This window comes from Aeromonas sp. s2, from assembly GCF_040907935.1.
Taxonomy (GTDB): Bacteria; Pseudomonadota; Gammaproteobacteria; order Enterobacterales; family Aeromonadaceae; genus Aeromonas; species Aeromonas dhakensis.
Map to the genome: position 1 here is coordinate 138,098 of NZ_JBFOCR010000018.1, position 20,999 is coordinate 159,096.

Consider the following 20,999-nt stretch of genomic DNA (forward strand, 5'->3'; position numbering starts at 1 on the left):
AGAGTCTCGTCTGGATTCGTCAAAAGAGGGGCATGGTAGCAGCACTGGCTCTGCCGTCACCCGCCAGCGGGCAAAAGTGGAGCCCTCGTAACAAAAAAGGCGACCCGCAGGTCGCCTGTTGCCGTTAGCCGGCGTAGGGGAGGGAGGAGTGGTGCAGCACGATGCGCACCTTGCCGTCGTCCCCCTTCTTGAAGCCCCAGGTCTTGTCTACCGTGGTCTGCTTGTTGTCCCGGTCGGTCAGGTGCACCTTGCCCATGGTGAGGGCCATGTCGCCGTTGATGTAGACGGCGGCATTGCTGTAGTCGTAGCTCTGCCAGTTCTTGAGGGCGAAGCCGCTGTCGGCGGGATAGGCCTTGTTGTTGCCGACGAAGTAGGCCAGCGCCCCCTCCCGGTTGATGCGAAAGGTCTGCTCGCCGCCGGCCAGGGTCGGCTTGAACAGTACCGGCCCCTGAGCGTAGCCGTAGGCGCTGTCGAGCACGGCGCCGGCGGTGGCTCTGGCCTTGTCGATGCCGCCGCTGCGGTAGTCGTCGCTGATCTGGATCAGGGCCTTGCCCCAGGCATCCTGGGCGGCCTTGATCTCGGCTTCGGTGATGTTGTTGTTGGCGATTTCGGCGGCGCTGAGGGAGCCGCTGGCGGCGAGCAGAACGAGGACAAGGCCGGCTTGCTTGGTAAACAGGGTCTTGGTGAACAACGTCATGGGATGATGACTCCTGGGTTCGCGTTTAAGGAGTCCCGGAGTTTATCTATCCGCGATGAATAAAAATTGAACCCATCATTCAGCCTCGAGTGGGGAGGGATCTGCCTCCCTCCCATCCTCATCCCCCTCAGCGGGCCCGCAGCAGCCAGCGACTGGCCGGGATCGCCGCCAACAGCCGATAGCCGAGCAGGGTGAGCGCCAGCAGCGCCGGCACCTTCAGCAGCTCCCACCACACCAGCTTGCCCTGCGGGCCGAAGATCATCAGCCACACCACCAGCATCATGTGCAGGCAGTAGAGGCCCAGCACCTTGGGGGCCTGGCGTTCGAGCCAGCTGCCCTTGCCCCAGCCCGGGTTGGCCAGCAACAGGCCGAACAGCCCCAGCGCCCAGGGAAGCGAACCCAGCAGGAAGTCGTGGCGGTTGAGGGGGACGGCGGCAAAGTGCAGCAGGCCTGCGGCCTCCAGGGCGTAGAGCCCCATCCCGGCCGCCATCAGCAGGGCGCAGCGCCTGGCATCCGGCTGCCAGGCGCGCAGGCGCAGCTCGGCGCCAAGGGCCACGAACAGCAGCGAGAAGAAGGGGCCGTTGCGGGTCAGCAGAGCCCACTCCCCCCCCAGCAGCAGCGGGCCATAGGAGCCGCCGAGCAGGGCCAGCCCGTAGAGCAGGGCGCCGAGCACCAGGGCGAGCCTCGGCAGCCCGGCGCGCTGGCAGAGCGCCAGGATCAGCACCGCCAGCATCAGGGCGGGCAGGAACCAGAGGTGGATCATGCCGCCGACCCACCAGACGTTGAGGTGATCCCCTAGCTGCATCTGCCACTGGCTCGCCATGGCGGGCAGGTAGCCCTCGCTCAACGCCGCGAGCGGATTGAAGGGCACCAGCACGTAGAGCAGGCTCCACGCCAGCCAGAGTCCCAGCAGGGGGCGGCAGTAACGCAGCGCCACCGTCAGGGGGTGGCCCGCGACCAGGGCGGGTTGCAGAAAGTAGCCGGCGCACAGGAAGAAGAGCGGCACCGCGAAGCGACAGAGCTGGTTGATGATGGCCCCGACCAGAGGGTAGGGCGTGCCGTCCCACAGGGTGGGATCGAAGGGGTTGCTGAAGGGGGAGAGGTGAATGGTCATCACCGCCAGGATGGCCACCACCCGTCCGCATTCGATGCTGGAGATGCGCATGCTGCCTCTTGCCGCTGGGATTGAGGGCGCACCCTATCAGCCGCAGGTGCTCCCTATCCAGCCGCCAGGCCGGCAACTGTGAGCCCCATCGGCGGCCGGTTACCCTTTGTTACCCGAGGTGCAGGCAAGGTTACCGCCGCCGAGAGGCCGATCCCGTTTTGCCGTCGGTAAATGCGCTAGAGCAGGGCCACCAGCACGGTGACCAGGGCGCCCAGCAGCAGCAGGGAGATGCCGCGCGCGGCCGGGCCGTGCAGCTTGTTCCACATCAGCAGGCTGGTGAGGGCCAGCAGCAGCATGGCCAGCGCCGCCAGATCCCCCACCAGCTGCCAGGGCAGGCCGGTGCCCATGCCACGGTGCAGCCGGTTGAGGCTGGCGGCGAAGTTGGCCTGCTGCAGTTCGGTGCGCACCAGCAATGTGCCTTCCACATAGCTGGCGGCCACGCTCTGGCTGAGGGTGACGCCGCGCATCTCCCAGCGGGCAGGCAGGGTGAGCGGGCCGTCGGGGGTGGGCAGGGTCTGGGGCGGGGTGAGCTGGACGCGCCCCTCCTCGAACCCTGCTGCATAGCGTTGTTGCAGCAGGCTTTTCAGCTCATCCGGGTTGGTCAGCGGCGTGCTCAGCACTATCTCTTCACTGGATTTGTCGGTGTGGGGGCCGGGCAGCGGCAGCACGGCCCTGTGTTGCAGCCAGAGGCCGGTGAGGCCGTAGAGCAGCATCAGGGTGAGGGTGGCAAAGCCGGCCCAGGCGTGGATGCGGCGCACCCACTTGTTGTTGTGCAGGGGGAGTTTTCTGCGTCTCATTGCTCGGTGCTTCATAAAAATCTGGCCAGCAGGAGCTGGCCAGAGAGATCGGGAAAAGGGAGGGATCAGAAGCGGTAGGCGGCGCTCAGATGCAGCTGACGGGGTGTGCCCGGCATGATCTGGGAGGCGCTGGTGGCGCTGACGAAGTAGTCGTGATCGGTCAGGTTCTCCACGCTCAGCTGGGCTTCCCACTGCTGCCAGCGGTAGCCGGCCCGGGCGTCGAAGCGGGCGTAACCGGGCAGGGTGGTGGTGTTGGCGTTGTCGGCGAAGCGATCGCCCACCGCGGTCACCCCGGTCTCGCCGAACCAGCCCTGCTTGCCGCTCTGATAGCCGGCGAACAGCTCGCCGTTCTGGCGGGAGACGTTCATCGGCCGCTTGCCCTGCAGATCGGCATCCGCCTTGACCTGTTCGGCATCCTGGATGGCGATGCCGCCGCGCAGGTAGAGCTCGTCGGTCAGCTGGGCGCGGGCGCTCAGCTCGATCCCCTCGGTGCGCTGCAGACCGGTGAGGATCACCTTGGTGGGATCCAGCGGATCCTTGCTGCGCTTGTTGTACATCTCCAGCCGGTAGAGGGAGAGGGTGGTCGCCAGCCGGCCATCCAGCCAGTCGCTCTTCACGCCGCCCTCGTACAGCCGGGTGTGCTGGGGATCCAGGTTGTTGTTCTTGTCGCCCGGGGTGATGCCGATAAGCTCCCCGCCCACCGGGGTGAAGGTCTTGCTGTAGGAGGCGTAGAAGGCGTGCTCCTCGATCGGGTTCCACACCAGGCCCAGGCGCGGGCTCAGGCTGGTGACCGAGACGGTCTCCTCCTTGTTGAGGTCGTTGCGGCGGCTGGTGACGGTGAAGTCGTCGCGGCGCAGACCCGCCAGCAGGTGCCAGTCGCCCAGGCTGAGCTGATCCTGCACATAGAGGCCATAGCCGCGCACCTTGTGGTTGGCGTCGCTGGAGAGCTTCATGGCGCCGTCGTAGGTGGGCAGGGAGCCCGGATCATAGAGGTTGCCGGCCGGGATCGCGGTGGCGTTCTGGTAGAGCTTGGGGGTGCGCTCCTGCCAGTTCTGCTCGAAGCCCACCAGCAGACGGTGCTCGACGGGGCCGGTCTGCAGCTGGCCTTCGACCTCGGTGTTGCTGATCAGGCTGTTGGCCTTGAGATCCTGCTGCCAGCGGGCGCGGGTCACCTTGTCACCCTTGACGCTGGTGACATAGGTGTTGTCGAACTGGCTGTCGAGGCTGGTGTAGCCCAGCTGCTGGCGCAGTTGCCACTGATCGTTGATGTCCCAGCTGAGGCGCGAACGGGTGGACTGGGCCACATCGTCGATGAAGTCGCGGCGGGTATCGCTGTACACATACTCCTTCGGCACGTCGGCCGGGCGGCCGTTGACGCCGGGGATGCCGCGATCCGGGGTACGGTCGTGCTCGTTGCGCTCGTACTGCAGCAGCCAGTTCAGCTTGTCGTTGATCTCCCAGTTGACGGAGGGGGCCAGCAGGGTGCGTTTGCTGGTCACGCCGTTGCGAAAGCTCTCCTTGTCTTCCTGGGCCAGGTTGAGGCGCACCTGCACCTGCTCACCCGCTTCACCGTTGAGATCGGCGGCCAGCCGACGGCTGTCGAAGCTGCCGACCTGGGCGCTGACGCTGGACTCCAGCCCCTTCTGCGGTTTCTTGCTGACCCGGTTGACGATGCCGCCTGTGCTGCCACGGCCGTAGAGCACCGCCGCCGGCCCCTTGAGCACTTCGACCCGCTCGGTGTTGCCAAGGTCGCGGGTGTACTGCATGTCGTCGCGAAAACCGTCCAGATAGAAGTCGTTGCTGGCGCTGAAGCCGCGGATGTTGACGCCGTCGAAGCGGGTGTCACCGCTGGCGTTGACGCCGGGGATGCCGGTCAGGGCCTCGCTCAGGGTGGGCTGGCCGAAGGCGGTCAGCTCGCTCGCCTTGACGCTGTCGATGGCCTGCGGCACCAGCTTGGCTGGGGTGTTGGTACGAGTCGCGGTGGCGACCTCTTCATGTTGGCTGCGTTTGCCGACCACTGTCATGGTCTCGTCTTCGGCGTGTGCGCCGGCACAGCAGGCCAGCAGGGCGACACTCAGCAGAGTGCGCGGGTGGTGAGGTGTGTGCATGTTGCGTGTTGACTCTTGAAGAAGCGACCTGATGGTCTGAACTTGTTGATTTATTTGTAATTATTTTGTTCTCTCACATTTGAGAGGATGCTAATGATATTGATTTTCATTAGCTGTGCAATAGAAACATGTTTTGATGATGGGGCTGGGTATCGGATGGCTCGCCCTGCCGGCAGGGGGCCCTGCCGGCAGGGGGCCCTGTCGGCAGGGGGCCCTGTCGGCAAGGTGACGGGAGGAGAGAAGAAGGGGGATGAGGGGCTCAGTGGTCGGCGGCGGCGGGGGCGATCCCGGCCAGTTGTTTGCCCAGCACCAGCCGCGGCGCCGGGTCTGTCTGCAGCGGGATATCCTGCAGCGGGGTGCCCTGCAGGTTGCGGTGGATGATGTTGGCCGCCATCCGGCCGAGGGCCTGATAGCTGCTGATGGTGCCGATGGTGCAGCCGTGCTCCACATAGAGCTCGGCGCTGCAGATGGTGGGGATGCCTGCCTCGTTGAGGGCGGCCAGTAGCTCGGGGGCGATGGAGAGCAGGTAGCTGTCGGCGGCGAGAAACACGATGCTCTCTTTGGCGTCGCGCTGCAGCCGCTTGAGCTCGTTGGCCAGTCGCCGCTTGTCCGGTGCGATGCGCCAGGTGGTGAGTTCCCACTGGTAGCGCCGGGCCTCGCGCAGCAGCATCTCGCCGGTCAGCAGGGTGTTCTGCTCGCGCGGGTTGAACGGCAGCAGCAGCCCCTTGCTGGCGGGCAGATAGCGGCGGGCGTTGGCGAGCTGCAGCGCCATCGGCACCATGTTGCTGGTGCCGGCCACCATCCGGTTTTCCGTCTTGTCGTCGGACAGGAAGCCGGCCCCGACGGGGTCGGACACTATGCTGAAAATCAGCGGCTTGCGGTTGCCCACCAGGCTCTTGACCATGGCCGTGGCGGTGGTGCCGAAGCAGTAGATGTAGTCGTAGTCGGCGAGGGAGGGCAGCAGCTGCTGGCGCAGCAGGGTGGCCAGCGCGGTTCTGTCCTGATTGGCGTTGAAGGTGACGAAGGTGGGGTGATGACCGAGCCGGTTGAGCTCGTCGCGAAAGCCGCGCTCGGCGTCCGTTTCGCCGCGCCACAGCACCATGGCGATGGTCAGCGCCTGAACGGGCAGGGCGCAGAGCAGGCAGCAGCAGATGAGCAGGCGTAGCGGCATGTTGATCTCCTCGTCTTGGCTCTGTTGAGCCTAGATCATGGAGGGCCGGGCGCGTCGGGGCGGACAAAAAAGAGCGCGCCGGCATCAGCCGGCGCGCGCAGAGCAGAGGGGCCCGACTTAGAAGTCGTAGCGGGCCGCCAGCTGGAAGTCATCCTTGACGTTGAGCTTGCCGCTCTCTTTGCTGTCGAGGTTGTTGATGCGGTACTCGCCGATGACGCGCAGGTTCTTGTTGAACTTGTACTGGGCGCCCAGGGTGTAGTAGTCGATGGAGTCGTAGTCGGCCTTGCCGGACTGCTCCACCTTCTGCTTGTTCCACAGCGCCATCAGGCCGAAGCCGTTCTCGAAGTTGTAGCCGAGCGCCCCTTCCCAGCCGGTGTGATCCTTGCCGGTGGCCAGGAAGTCGCTGCCGTCCGCATAGCTCAGGGCGGCGTAGACGGCCTTGTTGTCGTACTTGGCGGAGAGCAGCCACAGCTTGGCATCCTCTTCCCCGTTCTTGTCGCGGATACCCACGTTGTAGGCGGTACCCAGCGCTAGGTTGAACGGGAAGGTGTAGGCCACGGCGGCGCCGTAGGCGGCATCGCTGTCCTTGCTGGTGGTCTCTTCGGTGTCACCGCCATCGAACTTGTAGCTGGTATCGATCTGGAAGCCGTTGAACAGACCTGAGTACTTCAGCACGGAACCGGCGCGGTTGGTGGCGAAGGTGTCGGTCTTGGCGCCGAGGGCCTCGTTGCCGTAGCCGTCGGAGAGGGAGACGTCAGTCCAGTCGGCCAGGAAGCCCGGAGCCCCCTTCTGGCGACCGAAGGTGATGTTGCCCCAGTCGGCGCCGACACCGGCGAACGCCAGACGGGTGCGCAGGTTGTCGGAGTTCTCGCTGATGGTCTTCTCGCTGTCGTTGATGTACATCTGCACTTCGTACTGGGCCAGCGCCTTCAGTTGGCTGTTGATCTGGCTGTCGACCTTGGCGCCGAAGCGGACGAACTGGTTGGCGCCCTGCTTGTCGCTGTACTCCTGGGTTCCGTTCGGATGGGTGCTGTCGACCCCTTCCTTCTTGTCACCGAAGAACTGGCCGGCGTAGATGCGGCCGTACAGATCCAGGGTGGTGGTGTCATTCTTGTAAACTTCAACGGCTTGAGCCTGGAAGGCCGCGGTGAGAGCCAGTGCCACTACAGTCAGCTTTTTCATCTTAATCCCTTGTGTTGCAAGCTTTGTTGTAAAAGACGGGGGCCATGCTAGGCAGGGGGGATGACAGCGGGGTGACACTCTCGTGAAGTGTCGGTGGCGGTTTGATGTCAAATTGGTGAAAGGGCCGTGTTTTGTGTGACGAACCGCCACTTTTGCGCGCAAAGGTTTGCCCTTGTGGTAGAATGCCGCCCGTTTTCGAGCTCCAAAGGTTGGATATGCGATGAGACGTGAACTGGCAATCGAGTTTTCCCGAGTGACGGAAGCGGCTGCACTGGCTGGCTACAAGTGGCTCGGACGTGGTGACAAGAATATCGCCGATGGGGCGGCCGTTGCGGCCATGCGCCATATCCTCAATCAGATCCAGATCGATGGTGAGATTGTGATCGGCGAGGGTGAAATTGACGAAGCCCCCATGCTCTACATCGGCGAGAAGGTGGGGACCGGCATGGGCGACGCGGTGGACATCGCGGTCGATCCCATCGAGGGTACCCGCATGACTGCCATGGGTCAGGCCAACGCCCTGGCCGTGCTGGCCGTCGGCGACAAGGGCTCCTTCCTCAAGGCCCCCGACATGTACATGGAGAAGCTGATCGTGGGTCCCAAGGCCAAGGGTGCCATCGACCTCGATCAGGCCCTCGAGCTGAACCTCAAGGCCGTGGCCAAGGCGCTCGGCAAGCCGCTCTCTCGCCTGACCGTGATCACCTTGGCCAAGCCGCGTCACGACAAGGCGATCAAGGAGATGCAGGGGCTGGGTGTGCGGGTGTTTGCCATTCCCGACGGCGACGTGGCCGCTTCCATCCTCACCTGCCTGCCGGACAGCGAAGTGGACATGCTGTACGGCATCGGTGGCGCACCGGAAGGGGTGATCTCGGCGGCGGTGATCCGTGCGCTGGACGGTGACATGCAGGCCCGCCTGGTGCCCCGTCATCAGGTCAAGGGCGACAGCCCGGAAGTGCGTGCGCTGGGCGAGCAGGAAATTGCCCGCTGCGAGGCGCTCGGCATCGACGTGAGCAAGGTGCTCAAGCTGGAAGACCTGGCCAAGAATGACAACGTCATCTTCTCGGCCACCGGCATCACCAAGGGTGATCTGCTGGACGGCATCACCAGCGATGGCGTCATGGCGACCACCGAGACCCTGCTGATCCGTGGCAAATCACGGACCATCCGTCGCATCAAGTCGATCCATTTTCTGGACCGCAAAGATAGCGTGGTGCGCGATATCATCCTGTAAGCTGGAAGATGGCTGTTGCTGAACGACCAAAGCCCGACACTGTCGGGCTTTTTGTTGCCGGTCGGCAAGGGCTATTTCATGGTGTGGCCGGGATAACAGTGAGGAAAATCCCCGCCCTTTGCTACACTGGCACACCCTGCCGAGGAAAGCATTACATGGAATGTCGTCAAGGTTGCGGTGCCTGCTGCATCGCCCCCAGTATCAGCAGCGCCATTCCCGGCATGCCCGACGGCAAACCGGCCGGCGTGCCCTGTGTGCAGCTCGATGCGCGGCTGGGTTGCAAGATCTTCGGCCAGCCCGAGCGGCCGGCGGTGTGCAGCGGTTTTCGTCCCATGCAGGACGTGTGCGGCTACCACCGGGAAGAGGCCATCTGGCTTATCGGTGAGCTGGAGCGAATGACGGCCTGAGTCTCACCCTCTTCCTCAGGGAGAGGGTGGTTGCTGGTTTCCCCTCATCCCCGACCCTTCTCCCGCGAGGGGAGCAGGGAGAGCAGCCATCCGAAGTAATCCCAACAAAAAGAGGCCGCAACTGCGGCCTCTTTTTGTTTCGCGACGAACGGGTGTCAGACGTCGGCCAGCTGCAATGCCTGGCGGTAGTACTCGTTGGCCTTGTTGGTCAGGCGGCGCTTGTCCATCACCTGGCCGAGGGCGTGGTAGACGGCGGCATTCGGCGCCTTTGCCACCTCCTGCTCCAGCAGACGCTGGGCCTCGTCCAGCTGACCGGCCAGCAGGTAGACCTGGGCCAGCGCCGCGTCGACGCCCGGCTGATCCTGGATCTTCTGCAGCAGGGTCAGCAGGGGCTGGTAGCTGTCGAGCTTAAGCTTGGGCAGGCGGGCCAGCAGCTGGGGCGAGACCTGCTTGCGCAGCGCATCCAGCCACAGCTCGGCCGCTTCATTGTCGGCCCCCAGCTGGCGCAGGCGATCACCATAGGCGGCCAGCAGTTCGGGATCCTGGCGCAGCTTGCGCGGCAGCGCCTGCCACACCGGGCGCAGGGTATCGAGGGCGCCGCTGGCGGCGCTGAGTCGGCCGCGCCAGGCCTGTTGCAGCAGATCCTCTTCCTGTTTGGGGGTGAGCTTGCCCACCTTGTGCAGCGCCGGAATGAGGTCGATGAGGGCGGTCCAGTCCTCGCGGGCCAGGTGCACCTGGCGCAGCTGGTCCAGCACCATGGGATGGCGCGGGTTGAGGGCGTAGACGGATTCCAGCATGGCCAGCGCGGTGTCGTACTGGCCCTGCTCGATCTGCAGCTGGGTCTGGGTCAGGGTCAGCGCCAGCTCGGCCTTGGGGTTCTCCTCCTGCGCCTTTTGCAGGTATTGATCCCGGCGCACGTCATCGCCACGGGCCTGGGCCGCCTTGGCGGCGCTCAGGTAGTTGAGCAGCGGGGTGTCGCTGTTGCTGGCGCCCTTGAGCATCAGCTTCTCGGCCTGGCTGTAGTGCCCCTCGGCCATGGCCAGGGTGGCGGCCACGGTCTGCTGGTTGGCCTTGCGACGCCGGCGCGAGCCATACCAGCCCAGCGTCTTGCGGCGCAGGCCGAATACCCGGCCCAGCACCCACTCGACAATGAGCAGCAGACCGTAAAACAGCACCGCCAGGATCACCGCGCTGGTAACCGAGGACTCCACCGTGTAGTTGCCCAGCGAGATCAGCACATAACCCTTGTTGCCGGAGGCCTGCGGGCCGAAGATGAGGCCGGCCACCATCACGGCCACCAGTACAATCAGACGAATCATGGTGCCCTCCTCAGTTGCTGGCCAGAATGCGCTGCAGGCGCTCGGTCAGCACCTCTTCCAGCATGGCCTGGGTCTTGAAGCGATCCGGGTAGTTGAACTGGATCTGCTCCCCCTTGAGCTTGTCCAGCTCGGACTGCATGTAGTGGGTGGCGCTGTTGTCGGTGTCGAAATACTGGGTCAGCCAGCGCTGGGCCTTGTCCAAGCTGTCGTCATAGAGGGCCTGCTGCTCGCGGTAGACGGCGAGCTGGGCTTGCAGCAGCTTGGTCTTGAGGTTTTCGCGCAGGAAGATCTCCTGCTGCGGGGAGAGCAGGGCCTCCACCGCGCCGTCGCGACGACGGATGGTGATGAAGTTTTCGGTGAACTTGACCCAGTTCTTCTTGAGATTGCTCTCCCACTCGTCCGGGTTGGTGCTGACGGCCTGATCCGGCTCTGCCTTGGCTTCCGGCATGCTGACGGTAGAGAGCGGCAGCAGCTCGATCTGATCGGAGAGGGCGGCCAGCTTCAGGGTCAGCCCCTCGCGGTCGATGCGCGGCATCCCCTTGAGCTGGGCGATGTCTTCGGCCAATGCCTTGCGGATGGGCATCAGGCTGGGATCGTTGAGGGCCTTGATGCGCTCGTCGGCATTGCCGAGCAATGTGATGGCGGAGACGAGGTCGTGTTCCAGCCACAGCTTGCGACCGGCCATCCGCACCAGGTACTCGGATTCGGCCAGCATCCAGTCGTTGGGGCGCTTGTCGTTGAGATCCAGCACCCGGGTCTGCAGACCCTTGAGCTCGTCCTGCAGCTGTTGCTGCTGCTTGCCGAGGGCGGCCAGCTGTTCGCCATCCTTGCTGTTGCTCTGATCCAGTTTGGCCATGGCGTCAGCCAGCTGCTGCTTGAGGGCGCCAAGTTCGGCCTGCTGGGCTACCGCGTTCTGGTGGCCGTGCAGATAGAGTCCGCCGGTCAGGCCGAGAGCCAGCAGGATGGCGATACCGCCGAGCACTGCACCCGAGCCGCCCTTCTTGTTGTTGGTGACCTGCTGGCCGGGTTGCTTGTTGTCGGCCACGGAGGCCGCGGCACTCGGCTGGACTTCTTGCTGTTCAGTCATTCCATCTTCCTCAGTTCCAGAGCGGCCGTCAGGGCCTGGTTGGATGCACCCTGGGCAATCGTGATATGGGTAAAGCCCGCCGCCGCGGCCAGCTCGGCCACCCGCGGGCTGGGGACCACCAGCAGGCGGTCGTGCAGCCAGGGCTGCTGTTGGTCCGGGACCAGTTCCAGCAGCCGTTGCAGCAGTTCGCCACTGGTAACGAGCAGGCTGTCGAGTCCGGCCGCCTGCCAGTGGCGTGTCAATGCGTCCCCGTCCAGGGCGGGGTAGTGGCGCTCATAGGCCGCACAATAGTGCACCAGTGCGCCGCGTGAGGCCAGCGTCCGGGCGATGAGATCCCGGCCGCCATTGCCGCGCAGGATCAGCACACGCTTGCCGTTCACCTGTTGCAGACCGGGCAGGGCCAGCAGCCCTTCGCTGCGCGGATCCTCCGGGCAGGCTGCCGTGATGCCGACGGCAGAAAAGGCGTCCGCGCTGGCCTGGCCGACTGCAAAGTAGTCAATATTTGGCCAGGTCTGACCAGTTTGCAACAGAAAATGATGAGTGAAATTAACTGCATGCATGCTGATGGCGATGACGATGTCGGCTTGGGGCAGCAGTTCGGGCAGGCGCTGCAGCTCGCCGCCCGCCACGGTTTCCAGCAGCGGGCAGCAGAGCGGTGCGTGGCCGTGCTGGCGCAGCAGTGCCACCAGTTCGGCGGCCTGGGCGGCCGGGCGCACCACCAGCGGGACCATCAGGGCTGGCTCCGGCATGGCCGCCATGCTTCGAACCGGCCCGCACTCATGCCCGGTAGACCTCGGCCAGGATGGCATCGGCACCATCGGCCAGCAGGCGCTGGGCCAGGGTGTGACCGAGGGCCTCGCCGTCGGCCAGCGGGCCGCGGATCTCGTCGCGGATGACGCGGCTGCCATCCGGGCTGCCCACCAGGCCGCGTAGCCACACTTCTTCTCCCTCTACCAGGGCGTAGGCCCCGATGGGGACCTGACAGCCCCCCTGCAGGGCACGGTTCATGGCGCGCTCGGTCAGCACCCGGATGCGGGTCTCGGGGTGCTCGAGCGGTGCCAGCAGGGTGTGCAGCTCGTGATCGTCGAGGCGGCATTCGATGCCGACCGCACCCTGGCCATTGGCGGGCAGGCTCTGTTCCGGCTCGATGAAGGCGGTGATGCGGTGCGCCATCTCCAGCCGTTTCAAGCCGGCGGCGGCCAGGATGATGGCGTCGTATTCACCGGCGTCCAGCTTGGCGAGACGGGTGTTGACGTTGCCGCGCAGGTCGCGGATCACCAGATCCGGGCGTGCCGCACGCAGCTGGCACTGGCGACGCAGACTGGAGGTGCCGACCACGGCGCCTTGCGGCAGCTCGTCAATGGCGGTGAAGCGGTTGGAGACGAAGGCATCGCGCGGATCTTCGCGCTCGCAGATGGTGTGCAGGCCGAGCCCCTCGGGGAACTCCACCGGTACGTCTTTCATGGAGTGCACGGCGATGTCGGCTCGTCCCTCCAGCATGGCCGTTTCCAGCTCCTTGACGAACAACCCCTTGCCGCCGACCTTGGCGAGCGGGGTATCCAGGATCTTGTCACCCTGAGTGCTCATGGGGACCAGCTCGACCTGCAACTCGGGGTACAGGGCTTCCAGCCGGTCTTTGACGAAGTTGGCCTGCCACATGGCCAGGGGGCTCTTGCGAGTGGCAATTTTCAGGGTTCGGGCTGCCATATCAATCAGTTGTTTCATCTTTAGAAGGAAAACGATCTTACCACCCTTTGCAGGGGCTTTCATGGCACAGCCGGCAAAAGCGGGGCCAAGCTCAAAAACGGCCGCTGAAAATGATTTTCATTAAACTAAAATGCAAGGTTAATTGATTGAAATTTAAAAAAATTATTGCTTTCCAGTGATACTGTTTAGTGACTTGTCATAAATAATCCGGCGATTGTGTGCGGGCTTGTTTACCACCGCTGTTTGCATTGTTAACATGATCACACTTTTTTGACGTCTCCCCGTTTTGGTGCGTCATTTATCACCTCGTATAGGCAGGGCATTGCTGGTAAAACTCGACACGCTGGTGGCGCGCTACGACGACATCAATCGTCTCAAGACGCAGCGGGCGTTAGGTCTCATGAGTCGCTACGGGCAGCAGGTCTTCCAGCTGTTACCCGTCATGCTGCACTTCAATCACCCCCTGCTGCCCGGTTATGTGGCGGGGGATGTGCCGCACGGCATCTGGAGTTTTACCGCCAACGATGCCCAGCAGGCCTTCATCGAGGATCTCTGCCAGAACGCCAACTGCCAGAACGGCCTCACCACCCATGACAAGTCGATCCAGGGGCTCTACTCCATGGGCAGCACCTCGTCCATCGGTCAGTGCTGCCACTCGGATCTCGACATCTGGGTCTGCCACGTGGCCGGTCTGTCGCAGGAGCGGCTCGCGCTGCTGGATCTCAAGTGTCAGCAACTCTCCAAGTGGGCCGAACAGCGGGGGGTCGATCTCAACTTCTTCCTGATCCCCGAGGACAAGTTCCGCCAGCGCAACGACGCCCAGATGCAGGGTGAGAGCTGCGGCAGCGCCCAGCACCTGCTGCTGCTCGACGAGTTCTACCGCAGCGCCATGCACATCGCAGGCAAGCGGCTGCTCTGGTATCTGGTGCCTGCCGAGTATGACGATCACTACGACGACTACGTCAACGGCCTGTTTGCCCACGGCAAGCTGAGCCAGGATGACTGGCTCGATCTGGGGGGCTTCAACCGCATTCCGGCCGAGGAGTACTTCGGCTCCGCCCTCTGGCAGCTCTACAAGGGCATCGACTCCCCCTACAAGGCGGTGCTCAAGTCGGTGCTGATGGAGGCCTACTCCCACGAGTACCCCAACACCCGCCTGCTGTCGGTGACCAGCCGCGACTGGTTCCAGCACAACGAGGGGATGCACTACCGGCTCGACAATTACTGCCTGATGCTGGACAAGGTGACCAACTACCTCAAATCCATCGGTGACATGCAGCGGCTCGATCTGGTGCGCCGCTGTTTCTATCTGAAGGTGTGCGACGGCCTGAGCCATCCGAAGGAGGATCACTCCCCGGCCTGGCGCCGCGAGCTGATGACCCAGCTGGTGGACTACTGGGGCTGGGGCCGGGAGCGGCTGCAGCATCTGGATCACCGCCAGGAGTGGAAGGTGGAGGACGTCAAGGTGGCCTACGCCGAGCTGCTGGAAGCCCTGATGCAGAGCTACCGCAACCTCATCCAGTTTGCCCGGCGCAACAACATCAGCGAGTCCATCAACCCGGAAGACATCGGCATACTGTCGCGCAAGCTCTATGCCGCGTTCGAGAGCCTGCCAGGCAAGGTGCAGCGCATCAACCTCAAGATAGCGCCGGACTTGAGCGAGCCGGATCTCAGCTTCGTGCAGGTGCCGCACGGCCGCCTGAACCGCGCCGGCTGGTATCTCTACAAGCATTCGCTGGAGCCGGTGGACATCATCGGCCGGGCGCCGCTCGAATATAACGGCTACATCAGCAAGCTGGTCTCCTGGGCCTACTTCAACGGCCTGCTGACGCCCCAGTCCCGGGTGCACCTGTTCAACCAGGGCTCGGATCTGCACATCGACAACCTGCACCAGTTCTGTCGCGATCTCTCCGGCACCTTCCCGGTCAAGTATCCCCGTGCCACCAACCTGGCCCTGAGCCGGCCGTGCGAAATTCGCCAGCTCTCCATCTTCCTCAACCTGGAGACGGACCCGACCAGCCACTGGGTGGGTCAGGTGATCGAATTCGACGCCAACGCCGCCGACGTCTTCTCGTTCGGCCGCAACCTGGAGTGCCTGGTGGGCTCGGTGGACCTGGTCTATCGCAACTCCTGGAGCGAGATCCGTACCCTCCACTTCCAGGGGGACGAAGCCGTGGTGGACGCCCTCACCACCATCCTCGGCAAGATGCATCAGGATGCCGCCGCCCCCGAGATGATCGAGGTGTTCTGCTACAGCCAGCACTTCCGTTCCCTGGTGCGCAGCCGCTTCCAGCAGCTGGTGGCCGAGTGCATCGAACTGCGTCTGGCCCGCGACAAGCAGCAGCTGGTCAAGACGCTGGCGCTCGGCAAGGAGAAGTACGGCATCTTCTTCGAGCGGCGCGGGGTGTCGGTCAAGAAGCTGGAGAACGCGGTCGACTTCTACCGCCACATCTCCCACAACAAGCTGGATCACCTGCCGCTGCGGCTCGACAAGACCCACAGCCAGCACCTGCCTGGCATCGTCGACGCCTACGCCAGCGAGGGGCTGGTGCAGTTCTTCTTCGATACCCGGGACGCGGGCACCAACATCTATATCCTGGACGAGGCAAACCGGGTGGAGATCTACCAGCATTTCGCCGGCAACAAGGATGAGCTGGTGCAGGGGGTGAACCGCTTCTACACCTCCAGCCACGAGCGCTTCAGCGACGCGGGCCAGTTCAGCAACTTCAACCTGCCCCAGTACTACGAGATAGTGCAGATCAATGGCGAGCTGGAGGTGATCCCCTACCGCAGCCAGGGTCAGCTGCGCGATGGCGGTCAGGGGCGTGAGCTCGGTTCCGCCGCCGGCGCGGGGTAGGGCATGGGCCGGTCCGGCGTGCGCGCAAGCGCCCTGGTCTCGGCCCCCTGCTGCACAGGATCATCGCCCATATCGAATGAAAACGGCCTGCATCTGCAGGCCGTTTGACTATCCGAAGTTGACTCAGCCCGCGAGGCGGGCCAGCAGCCACTGGCGGATGTCGTCGAGCTGCGGGCGGCAGATCTCGTGGCGCATGGGGTACTCGTGCCACTCGGGGGAGAGCCCGGCCGCTTCCAGCCGGTTCTTGGCGTCCCAGCCCATGGAGAGACTCACCACGTCGTCATAGATGCCATGCATGTAGCAGATAGGCAGGTCGCGAGCGGCCTCGCTCATCTCGCCAAGCAGGGCGTCGGGCGCCGCCAGGTAGGTGGACATGCAGAGCAGGCCCGCCAGGCGCTGTGGCAGGCGCAGGGCGGTGAAGGAGGCAATCACGCCCCCCTGGGAGAAGCCGGCCAGCACAATGCGCTCGGGGGCGAAGCCCTCGGCCACCAGTTGCTCGATCAGCGCGGCGATGCGGGCCGCAGACTCCCTGACATGGGACTCCACGGCGCGATCCGCCGGATCCTCGAAGCTTCTGATGTCATACCAGCCGCGCATCTTGTAGCCCATGTTGATGGTGATGGGCCGCTCGGGCGCATCCGGCAGCAGGTGACGCACCGGCAGGTCGGCGGGCAGGGCCAGCGCATCCACCAAGGGGGCCAGGCCGGCGCCGGAATCCCCCAGCCCGTGCAGCCAGATCACCGCATGACGGGCATCGGCAGGGTGCAGGTCGATCATGGGAATTGGACGGGCTCGCCCGCCTGGGAGCTACAGGCCTGGCTCAGCAGGGTCTTGAGCTCGTGGCCGAAGCGGTTGTCGATCCAGCTTTCCCCTTGCAGCTCGAAGTGGAAGCCGTTCTCGCGGGTGGCGACCCAGATCTGGTGCAGGGGCTCCTGCTTGTTGATGATGACCTTGGTCTTGTTCTCGAAGCTCAGGGTCAAGACCCCGCCAGCGCGTTCGCAGTCGATATCCGGATACCCCTCGTCGATGGTGTCTTCCACATACTGGAAAAAGGCGTCGGTCAGGGCGTGATACTCGTGATCCTTCATCGGTTTATCCTGTTGCTTTTAACAATGTGAGTGCGATTATAGAGGGCCAAAAATTTTTTCGCAGCGAACCATTATGATTACCCAGCTTACCAAGTGTCTGCTTGCCACTCTTCTGTCTCTTGGTTTGGCCGCGTGTGGCCTGACGGGACCGCTCTACATGCCACCCCCCGAGCAGCCCCAGACCCAGAGCACACAGCAAGCACAGACGCCTGCGACCGCCGAGGCAGCCCCAGAGGCCGCGCCGCAATAATTTAGGAAGGAACCGCCCCCTTGGATCACTTTAACTACGACGCCGATGGCCAGCTTCAGGCCGAACACACCTCGCTGCAACAACTTGCCGAGCAGTACGGCACCCCGCTGTACGTCTACTCCCGCGCCACTCTGGAACGCCACTGGCACGCCTTCGACAAGGCAGCGGGCGACATCCCCCATCTGATCTGCTACGCGGTCAAGGCCAACTCCAACCTGGCGCTGCTCAACCTTCTGGCCCGCCTGGGTTCGGGTTTTGACATCGTCTCCGGCGGCGAGCTGTCGCGGGTGCTGGCGGCGGGCGGCGATCCGGCCAAGGTGGTCTTCTCCGGCGTCGCCAAGAGCGAGGCCGAGATGCGCCTCGCGCTGGATAAAGAGATCCTCTGCTTCAACCTGGAGTCGGAAGCCGAACTGGAGCGTCTGAACCGGGTGGCAGGCAGCATGGGCAAGAAGGCCCGGGTGTCGGTGCGGGTCAACCCCGACATCGACGCCGGTACTCATCCCTATATCTCCACCGGCCTCAAGCAGAACAAGTTCGGCATTCCCATCGAGCTGGCGCCCGCCATCTACCGCAAGGCTGCGGCGATGGAACATATCGAGATTGTCGGGGTGGATTGCCATATCGGCTCTCAACTCACTGAATTGAATCCCTTCATGGAGGCGGCCGACAAGCTGCTGCGGCTGATCGACGGCCTGGCGGCGGAAGGCATCCATATCCACCACCTGGACGTGGGCGGGGGACTGGGGGTCAACTATGGCGCCGAGCAGCCACCTCATCCCAGCGAATATGCCGAGGCGCTCAAGCAGAAGCTGGCGGGCCGGGATCTGACCCTGCTGTTCGAACCGGGTCGTGCCATCGTCGCCAACGCCGGCGTGCTGCTGACCCGGGTCGAGTACCTCAAGCCGGGCGAGAGCCGCAACTTCGCCCTGATCGATGCCGGCATGAACGATCTGCTGCGCCCCTCGCTCTACGGTGCCTGGATGAACATCATCGAGGTGGACAGCCGCGCGAGCCACGAGCAGGCGGTTTACGACGTGGTCGGCCCGGTCTGCGAGACCGGTGACTTCCTCGGCAAGGAGCGCACCCTGGCGATCGCCGAGGGCTCCTTGCTGGCGGTGCGTTCCGCCGGTGCCTACGGCTTTACCATGTCCTCCAACTACAACACCCGTCCGCGCGCCGCCGAAGTGCTGGTGGACGGGGCGCAGTCGTTCCTCATCAGAGAGCGCGAGCAGTTGGCGGATCTCTGGCGCGGTGAGCATTTGCTGCCCTGATGGTTGATGGATTTCTCTAAGCGTTCCTCCGGGTGAGAGCGTGAACAAGGGTACAGGAACGCACGATGTTGATAGATTTTTCCAAGATGCACGGCCTCGGGAACGACTTCATGGTGGTGGATGGCGTCACCCAGAAGGTGTTTTTCAGCAATGACGTCATCAAGAAGCTGGCGGATCGCCACTTCGGCATCGGCTTCGACCAGCTGCTGCTGGTGGAGCCGCCCTATGATCCCGAGCTCGACTTTCACTACCGCATCTTCAATGCCGATGGCAGCGAGGTGGAGCAGTGCGGCAACGGTGCCCGCTGTTTCGCCCGCTTCGTCCGCCTCAAGGGGCTGATCAACCGGGATCGCATCGCGGTGAGCACGGCGCGCGGTCGCATCGTGCTGCAGTTGGAGGGGGAGAACCAGGTCACGGTCAACATGGGGGTGCCCCAGTTCGAGCCGGGCAAGATCCCGTTTCGGGCCCAGAAGGCGGAAAAAACCTACCTGCTGCGGGCCCAGGAGCATACTGTGATGTGCGGGGCCGTCTCCATGGGCAATCCCCACTGCGTCATCGAAGTGCCCTCGGTGGCCGATGCGCCGGTGGAGGTCCTGGGTCCCATCATGGAGCGCCATGAACGCTTTCCCGAGCGGGTCAACGTCGGCTTCATGGAGACGGTCAACGCCAGTGAGATCAAGCTGCGGGTGTTCGAGCGCGGGGTGGGCGAGACGCTCGCCTGCGGCACCGGCGCTTGTGCGGCCGTGGTGATCGGCATCAGCCAAGGCAAGCTCAAGGAGCGGGTCACCGTCACCCTGCCGGGGGGCAAGCTGACCATCGCCTGGAAGGGGCCGGGTCAGCCGGTCTACATGACTGGGCCGGCCGAGCACGTGTTTGACGGCCAGATAGAGTTATAGGCACGGGCGGGGAGCCCCCGCACTGCCAAGCACTAATGTCGGGGCCCTTGGCCCCTTTTTCGGATGGACCAACCAAGTTATGAGCGAACTCAAACGGCAGGAACCACTGGTGGATGAAGCCACAGTGCTGGAGTACCTGGCCCGTTATCCCGAGTTTTTCCAGCGCCACGCGGCCATGCTGGACCGGATCCGCATTCCCCATGAACAAAAGGGCGCCATCTCCCTGGTGGAGCGCCAGCTGGATCGCCAGCGCGAGCGCATCGAGCAGCTGGAGCAGGAGATCACCGAGCTGATGGGGATTGCCAGCGAGAACGAGCGGATCTTCCGGGTCTATGCCGATCTCTACGGCGAGTTGTACGGCTGTCGGAGCCTGTTCGAGGTGAGCGCCGTGATGGGCAAGGCGTTCGTGCAGCGGCTGCGACTGACCGGCCTGCGGCTCTGGCTCAGCCCGAAAAAATTCCAGCTAAGCGGTCCCGAGCAGAAGTTCATGGCGGAGGGCAAACAGCTCGAACAGCTGCTGGGTCAGCGCCTGCCGGGTCAGGATTATTACTTCGGCCGGCTCAACCAGAGCGAGAAGCAGGCGCTGTTCGGTCACGACGTGCTGGTCAACTCGGTGGCCCTGATGCGGCTCGGCGATCTCGGCGTGCTGGCCTTCGCCAGCTCGGATCCGAGTCACTTCACTCCCCACAACGACACCCTGCTGCTGGGTCAGCTCGGCCGCCTGCTGCAGCTGCGGCTGCCCGAGCTGGCCCGTGGCTAAGGCGCCGGCCAGCCCCTCCACCAAGGCGGCGCCTGCCGCCGAGCCCCTGCCGGCCGCGCTGGCGGGGGAGCTCGCGGCCTTCATCGAATACCTGCGGGTCGAGCGCCAGCTCAGCCCCCACACCCGCAGCAACTACCAGGCCCATCTGGAGGCTATGGCCGCCGAGCTGGTGAAGCTCGGGGTCGATGATTGGGCCCGGCTCGAGGCGAGTCAGGTGCGCAGCCTGGTGACCCGGATGCACAAGGCCGGGCTGGCGCCCCGCTCGCTCGCCACCAAGGTCTCCGCCCTGCGCAGCTTCTGCGACTGGCAGGTGCGCCAGGGGCGGCTGGTCGCCAATCCGGCCCGCGGCATCGTCACCCCTAAGCAGGGGCGGCCGCTGCCCAAGAACCTGGACGTGGACGAGATGTACCAGCTGCTCAACATCACCGACGAGCAGGATCCGCTGGCGGTACGGGATCGCGCCATCATGGAGCTGATGTACTCCTCCGGCCTGCGCCTCGCCGAGCTGGTGGGGCTCAATCTGGCGGACGTGAAGCTCGACGAGCGCCAGCTCAGGGTGACCGGCAAGGGCTCGCGGGAGCGGGTGCTGCCGGTGGGGCGGATGGCGGTGGAGTGGCTGCAAAAATGGCTCAAGCTGCGCCCGCTGCTGGCCGGCGACGAGCAGGAGGCGCTGTTCGTCTCCAAACGCCGGCAGCGCCTGTCGGCCCGCTCGGTGCAGGAGCGGCTCGACGGCTGGGGCAACAAACAGGCGCTCAACGCCCATGTCCATCCCCACAAGCTGCGCCACAGCTTCGCCACCCACATGCTGGAGTCCTCCGGCGATCTGCGGGCGGTGCAGGAGCTGCTGGGGCACGCCGATCTCTCTACCACCCAGATCTACACCCACCTCGACTTCCAGCACCTGGCCAAGGTGTATGACAGCGCCCACCCACGGGCGAAGCGGGATCCCGCTACCCCGGACGACGAATGACGGGGGCCGGGTAGCCGGCCCCGACAAGAGGAGAGA

At 64.3% G+C, this 20,999-nt stretch carries 20 protein-coding genes; 8 read left to right on the forward strand and 12 right to left on the reverse strand.

Features of this window, described 5'->3' with window-relative positions:
- Positions 1 to 124: 124 nt before the first annotated feature.
- The 6 genes from AB5Y81_RS15005 to AB5Y81_RS15030 form a co-directional block, all read right to left on the reverse strand.
- Positions 125 to 697 (reverse strand): hypothetical protein, encoded by a 573-nt coding sequence (locus AB5Y81_RS15005; protein WP_005308223.1) that lies wholly within the window; start codon positions 695 to 697, stop codon positions 125 to 127.
- 127 nt (positions 698 to 824) lie between these two features.
- The gene (locus AB5Y81_RS15010; protein WP_368146717.1) at positions 825 to 1,862 is read right to left on the reverse strand and encodes an acyltransferase; all 1,038 of its coding nucleotides are present in this window, start codon (positions 1,860 to 1,862) and stop codon (positions 825 to 827) included.
- 176 nt (positions 1,863 to 2,038) lie between these two features.
- The gene (locus AB5Y81_RS15015) at positions 2,039 to 2,659 is read right to left on the reverse strand and encodes a PepSY-associated TM helix domain-containing protein (RefSeq protein WP_279484962.1); all 621 of its coding nucleotides are present in this window, start codon (positions 2,657 to 2,659) and stop codon (positions 2,039 to 2,041) included.
- 65 nt (positions 2,660 to 2,724) lie between these two features.
- Entirely contained in the window at positions 2,725 to 4,767 is a 2,043-nt protein-coding gene (locus AB5Y81_RS15020) for a TonB-dependent siderophore receptor (protein ID WP_279484961.1), read from the reverse strand.
- 259 nt (positions 4,768 to 5,026) lie between these two features.
- On the reverse strand, positions 5,027 to 5,938 hold the full coding sequence (locus tag AB5Y81_RS15025; RefSeq protein ID WP_005308231.1) for an ABC transporter substrate-binding protein: 912 nt from the start codon (positions 5,936 to 5,938) through the stop codon (positions 5,027 to 5,029).
- Positions 5,939 to 6,055: 117 nt separating this feature from the next.
- Entirely contained in the window at positions 6,056 to 7,120 is a 1,065-nt protein-coding gene (locus AB5Y81_RS15030) for a porin (protein ID WP_010635316.1), read from the reverse strand.
- Positions 7,121 to 7,340: 220 nt separating this feature from the next.
- Here AB5Y81_RS15030 and glpX point away from each other — a divergent pair, with 220 nt between their 5' ends.
- Together glpX and AB5Y81_RS15040 are read left to right on the forward strand one after the other, a co-directional pair.
- Complete coding sequence (gene glpX / locus AB5Y81_RS15035; RefSeq protein ID WP_005308234.1) at positions 7,341 to 8,351, forward strand: class II fructose-bisphosphatase; 1,011 nt, start codon at positions 7,341 to 7,343, stop codon at positions 8,349 to 8,351.
- A 155-nt stretch (positions 8,352 to 8,506) separates the two neighbouring features.
- Entirely contained in the window at positions 8,507 to 8,758 is a 252-nt protein-coding gene (locus AB5Y81_RS15040; RefSeq protein WP_005308237.1) for a YkgJ family cysteine cluster protein, read from the forward strand.
- A 155-nt stretch (positions 8,759 to 8,913) separates the two neighbouring features.
- Here the strand turns inward: AB5Y81_RS15040 and AB5Y81_RS15045 are convergent, their stop codons facing one another.
- From AB5Y81_RS15045 to hemC, 4 genes are read right to left on the reverse strand one after another with little or no spacing between them, the layout of a single operon-like run.
- On the reverse strand, positions 8,914 to 10,077 hold the full coding sequence (locus tag AB5Y81_RS15045; protein WP_215270187.1) for a heme biosynthesis HemY N-terminal domain-containing protein: 1,164 nt from the start codon (positions 10,075 to 10,077) through the stop codon (positions 8,914 to 8,916).
- A gap of 10 nt (positions 10,078 to 10,087) precedes the next feature.
- The gene (locus AB5Y81_RS15050) at positions 10,088 to 11,164 is read right to left on the reverse strand and encodes a uroporphyrinogen-III C-methyltransferase (protein ID WP_279484960.1); all 1,077 of its coding nucleotides are present in this window, start codon (positions 11,162 to 11,164) and stop codon (positions 10,088 to 10,090) included.
- A complete protein-coding gene (locus tag AB5Y81_RS15055) occupies positions 11,161 to 11,895 on the reverse strand; it encodes a uroporphyrinogen-III synthase (RefSeq protein ID WP_279485514.1) in 735 nt (244 codons plus the stop codon). Before AB5Y81_RS15055 ends, AB5Y81_RS15050 begins: the two co-directional genes overlap by 4 nt.
- Before the next feature lie 46 nt (positions 11,896 to 11,941).
- The gene (hemC, locus tag AB5Y81_RS15060; RefSeq protein ID WP_279484959.1) at positions 11,942 to 12,871 is read right to left on the reverse strand and encodes a hydroxymethylbilane synthase; all 930 of its coding nucleotides are present in this window, start codon (positions 12,869 to 12,871) and stop codon (positions 11,942 to 11,944) included.
- A gap of 322 nt (positions 12,872 to 13,193) precedes the next feature.
- Between hemC and AB5Y81_RS15065 the strand changes: the two genes are divergently transcribed.
- The gene (locus tag AB5Y81_RS15065) at positions 13,194 to 15,728 is read left to right on the forward strand and encodes a class I adenylate cyclase (RefSeq protein ID WP_279484958.1); all 2,535 of its coding nucleotides are present in this window, start codon (positions 13,194 to 13,196) and stop codon (positions 15,726 to 15,728) included.
- Between the two features lie 123 nt (positions 15,729 to 15,851).
- On the opposite strand, the gene AB5Y81_RS15070 is transcribed toward AB5Y81_RS15065, so the two are convergent.
- Positions 15,852 to 16,505: an alpha/beta hydrolase gene (locus AB5Y81_RS15070; protein WP_123245765.1), complete on the reverse strand. Its 654-nt coding sequence runs from the start codon at positions 16,503 to 16,505 to the stop codon at positions 15,852 to 15,854.
- Complete coding sequence (cyaY, locus tag AB5Y81_RS15075; protein ID WP_005308252.1) at positions 16,502 to 16,816, reverse strand: iron donor protein CyaY; 315 nt, start codon at positions 16,814 to 16,816, stop codon at positions 16,502 to 16,504. The genes AB5Y81_RS15070 and cyaY overlap by 4 nt, the downstream gene beginning before the upstream one ends.
- 73 nt (positions 16,817 to 16,889) lie before the next feature.
- On the opposite strand from cyaY, the gene AB5Y81_RS15080 reads away from it, so the two are divergent.
- From AB5Y81_RS15080 to xerC, 5 genes are all read left to right on the forward strand, one after another.
- A complete protein-coding gene (locus AB5Y81_RS15080; protein ID WP_139431278.1) occupies positions 16,890 to 17,066 on the forward strand; it encodes a lipoprotein in 177 nt (58 codons plus the stop codon).
- Positions 17,067 to 17,086: 20 nt separating this feature from the next.
- The gene (gene lysA / locus AB5Y81_RS15085; RefSeq protein ID WP_054543964.1) at positions 17,087 to 18,337 is read left to right on the forward strand and encodes a diaminopimelate decarboxylase; all 1,251 of its coding nucleotides are present in this window, start codon (positions 17,087 to 17,089) and stop codon (positions 18,335 to 18,337) included.
- Between the two features lie 65 nt (positions 18,338 to 18,402).
- Positions 18,403 to 19,233, forward strand: coding sequence for a diaminopimelate epimerase (gene dapF / locus AB5Y81_RS15090; RefSeq protein ID WP_042009001.1), 831 nt, complete (start codon positions 18,403 to 18,405; stop codon positions 19,231 to 19,233).
- A 79-nt stretch (positions 19,234 to 19,312) separates the two neighbouring features.
- Positions 19,313 to 19,993: a DUF484 family protein gene (locus tag AB5Y81_RS15095; RefSeq protein WP_005308258.1), complete on the forward strand. Its 681-nt coding sequence runs from the start codon at positions 19,313 to 19,315 to the stop codon at positions 19,991 to 19,993.
- On the forward strand, positions 19,986 to 20,963 hold the full coding sequence (gene xerC / locus AB5Y81_RS15100; protein ID WP_279484957.1) for a tyrosine recombinase XerC: 978 nt from the start codon (positions 19,986 to 19,988) through the stop codon (positions 20,961 to 20,963). Before AB5Y81_RS15095 ends, xerC begins: the two co-directional genes overlap by 8 nt.
- Positions 20,964 to 20,999 lie beyond the last annotated feature (36 nt).

Bases quoted from the DNA above. Each gene is read 5' to 3' on its own strand.
- AB5Y81_RS15005 (WP_005308223.1), bottom strand. From the start codon at position 697: ATGACGTTGTTCACCAAGACCCTGTTTACCAAGCAAGCCGGCCTTGTC.
- AB5Y81_RS15010 (WP_368146717.1), bottom strand. From the start codon at position 1,862: ATGCGCATCTCCAGCATCGAATGCGGACGGGTGGTGGCCATCCTGGCG.
- AB5Y81_RS15015 (WP_279484962.1), bottom strand. From the start codon at position 2,659: ATGAGACGCAGAAAACTCCCCCTGCACAACAACAAGTGGGTGCGCCGC.
- AB5Y81_RS15020 (WP_279484961.1), bottom strand. From the start codon at position 4,767: ATGCACACACCTCACCACCCGCGCACTCTGCTGAGTGTCGCCCTGCTG.
- AB5Y81_RS15025 (WP_005308231.1), bottom strand. From the start codon at position 5,938: ATGCCGCTACGCCTGCTCATCTGCTGCTGCCTGCTCTGCGCCCTGCCC.
- AB5Y81_RS15030 (WP_010635316.1), bottom strand. From the start codon at position 7,120: ATGAAAAAGCTGACTGTAGTGGCACTGGCTCTCACCGCGGCCTTCCAG.
- glpX (WP_005308234.1), top strand. From the start codon at position 7,341: ATGAGACGTGAACTGGCAATCGAGTTTTCCCGAGTGACGGAAGCGGCT.
- AB5Y81_RS15040 (WP_005308237.1), top strand. From the start codon at position 8,507: ATGGAATGTCGTCAAGGTTGCGGTGCCTGCTGCATCGCCCCCAGTATC.
- AB5Y81_RS15045 (WP_215270187.1), bottom strand. From the start codon at position 10,077: ATGATTCGTCTGATTGTACTGGTGGCCGTGATGGTGGCCGGCCTCATC.
- AB5Y81_RS15050 (WP_279484960.1), bottom strand. From the start codon at position 11,164: ATGACTGAACAGCAAGAAGTCCAGCCGAGTGCCGCGGCCTCCGTGGCC.
- AB5Y81_RS15055 (WP_279485514.1), bottom strand. From the start codon at position 11,895: ATGGTCCCGCTGGTGGTGCGCCCGGCCGCCCAGGCCGCCGAACTGGTG.
- hemC (WP_279484959.1), bottom strand. From the start codon at position 12,871: ATGGCAGCCCGAACCCTGAAAATTGCCACTCGCAAGAGCCCCCTGGCC.
- AB5Y81_RS15070 (WP_123245765.1), bottom strand. From the start codon at position 16,505: ATGATCGACCTGCACCCTGCCGATGCCCGTCATGCGGTGATCTGGCTG.
- cyaY (WP_005308252.1), bottom strand. From the start codon at position 16,816: ATGAAGGATCACGAGTATCACGCCCTGACCGACGCCTTTTTCCAGTAT.
- AB5Y81_RS15080 (WP_139431278.1), top strand. From the start codon at position 16,890: ATGATTACCCAGCTTACCAAGTGTCTGCTTGCCACTCTTCTGTCTCTT.
- dapF (WP_042009001.1), top strand. From the start codon at position 18,403: ATGTTGATAGATTTTTCCAAGATGCACGGCCTCGGGAACGACTTCATG.
- AB5Y81_RS15095 (WP_005308258.1), top strand. From the start codon at position 19,313: ATGAGCGAACTCAAACGGCAGGAACCACTGGTGGATGAAGCCACAGTG.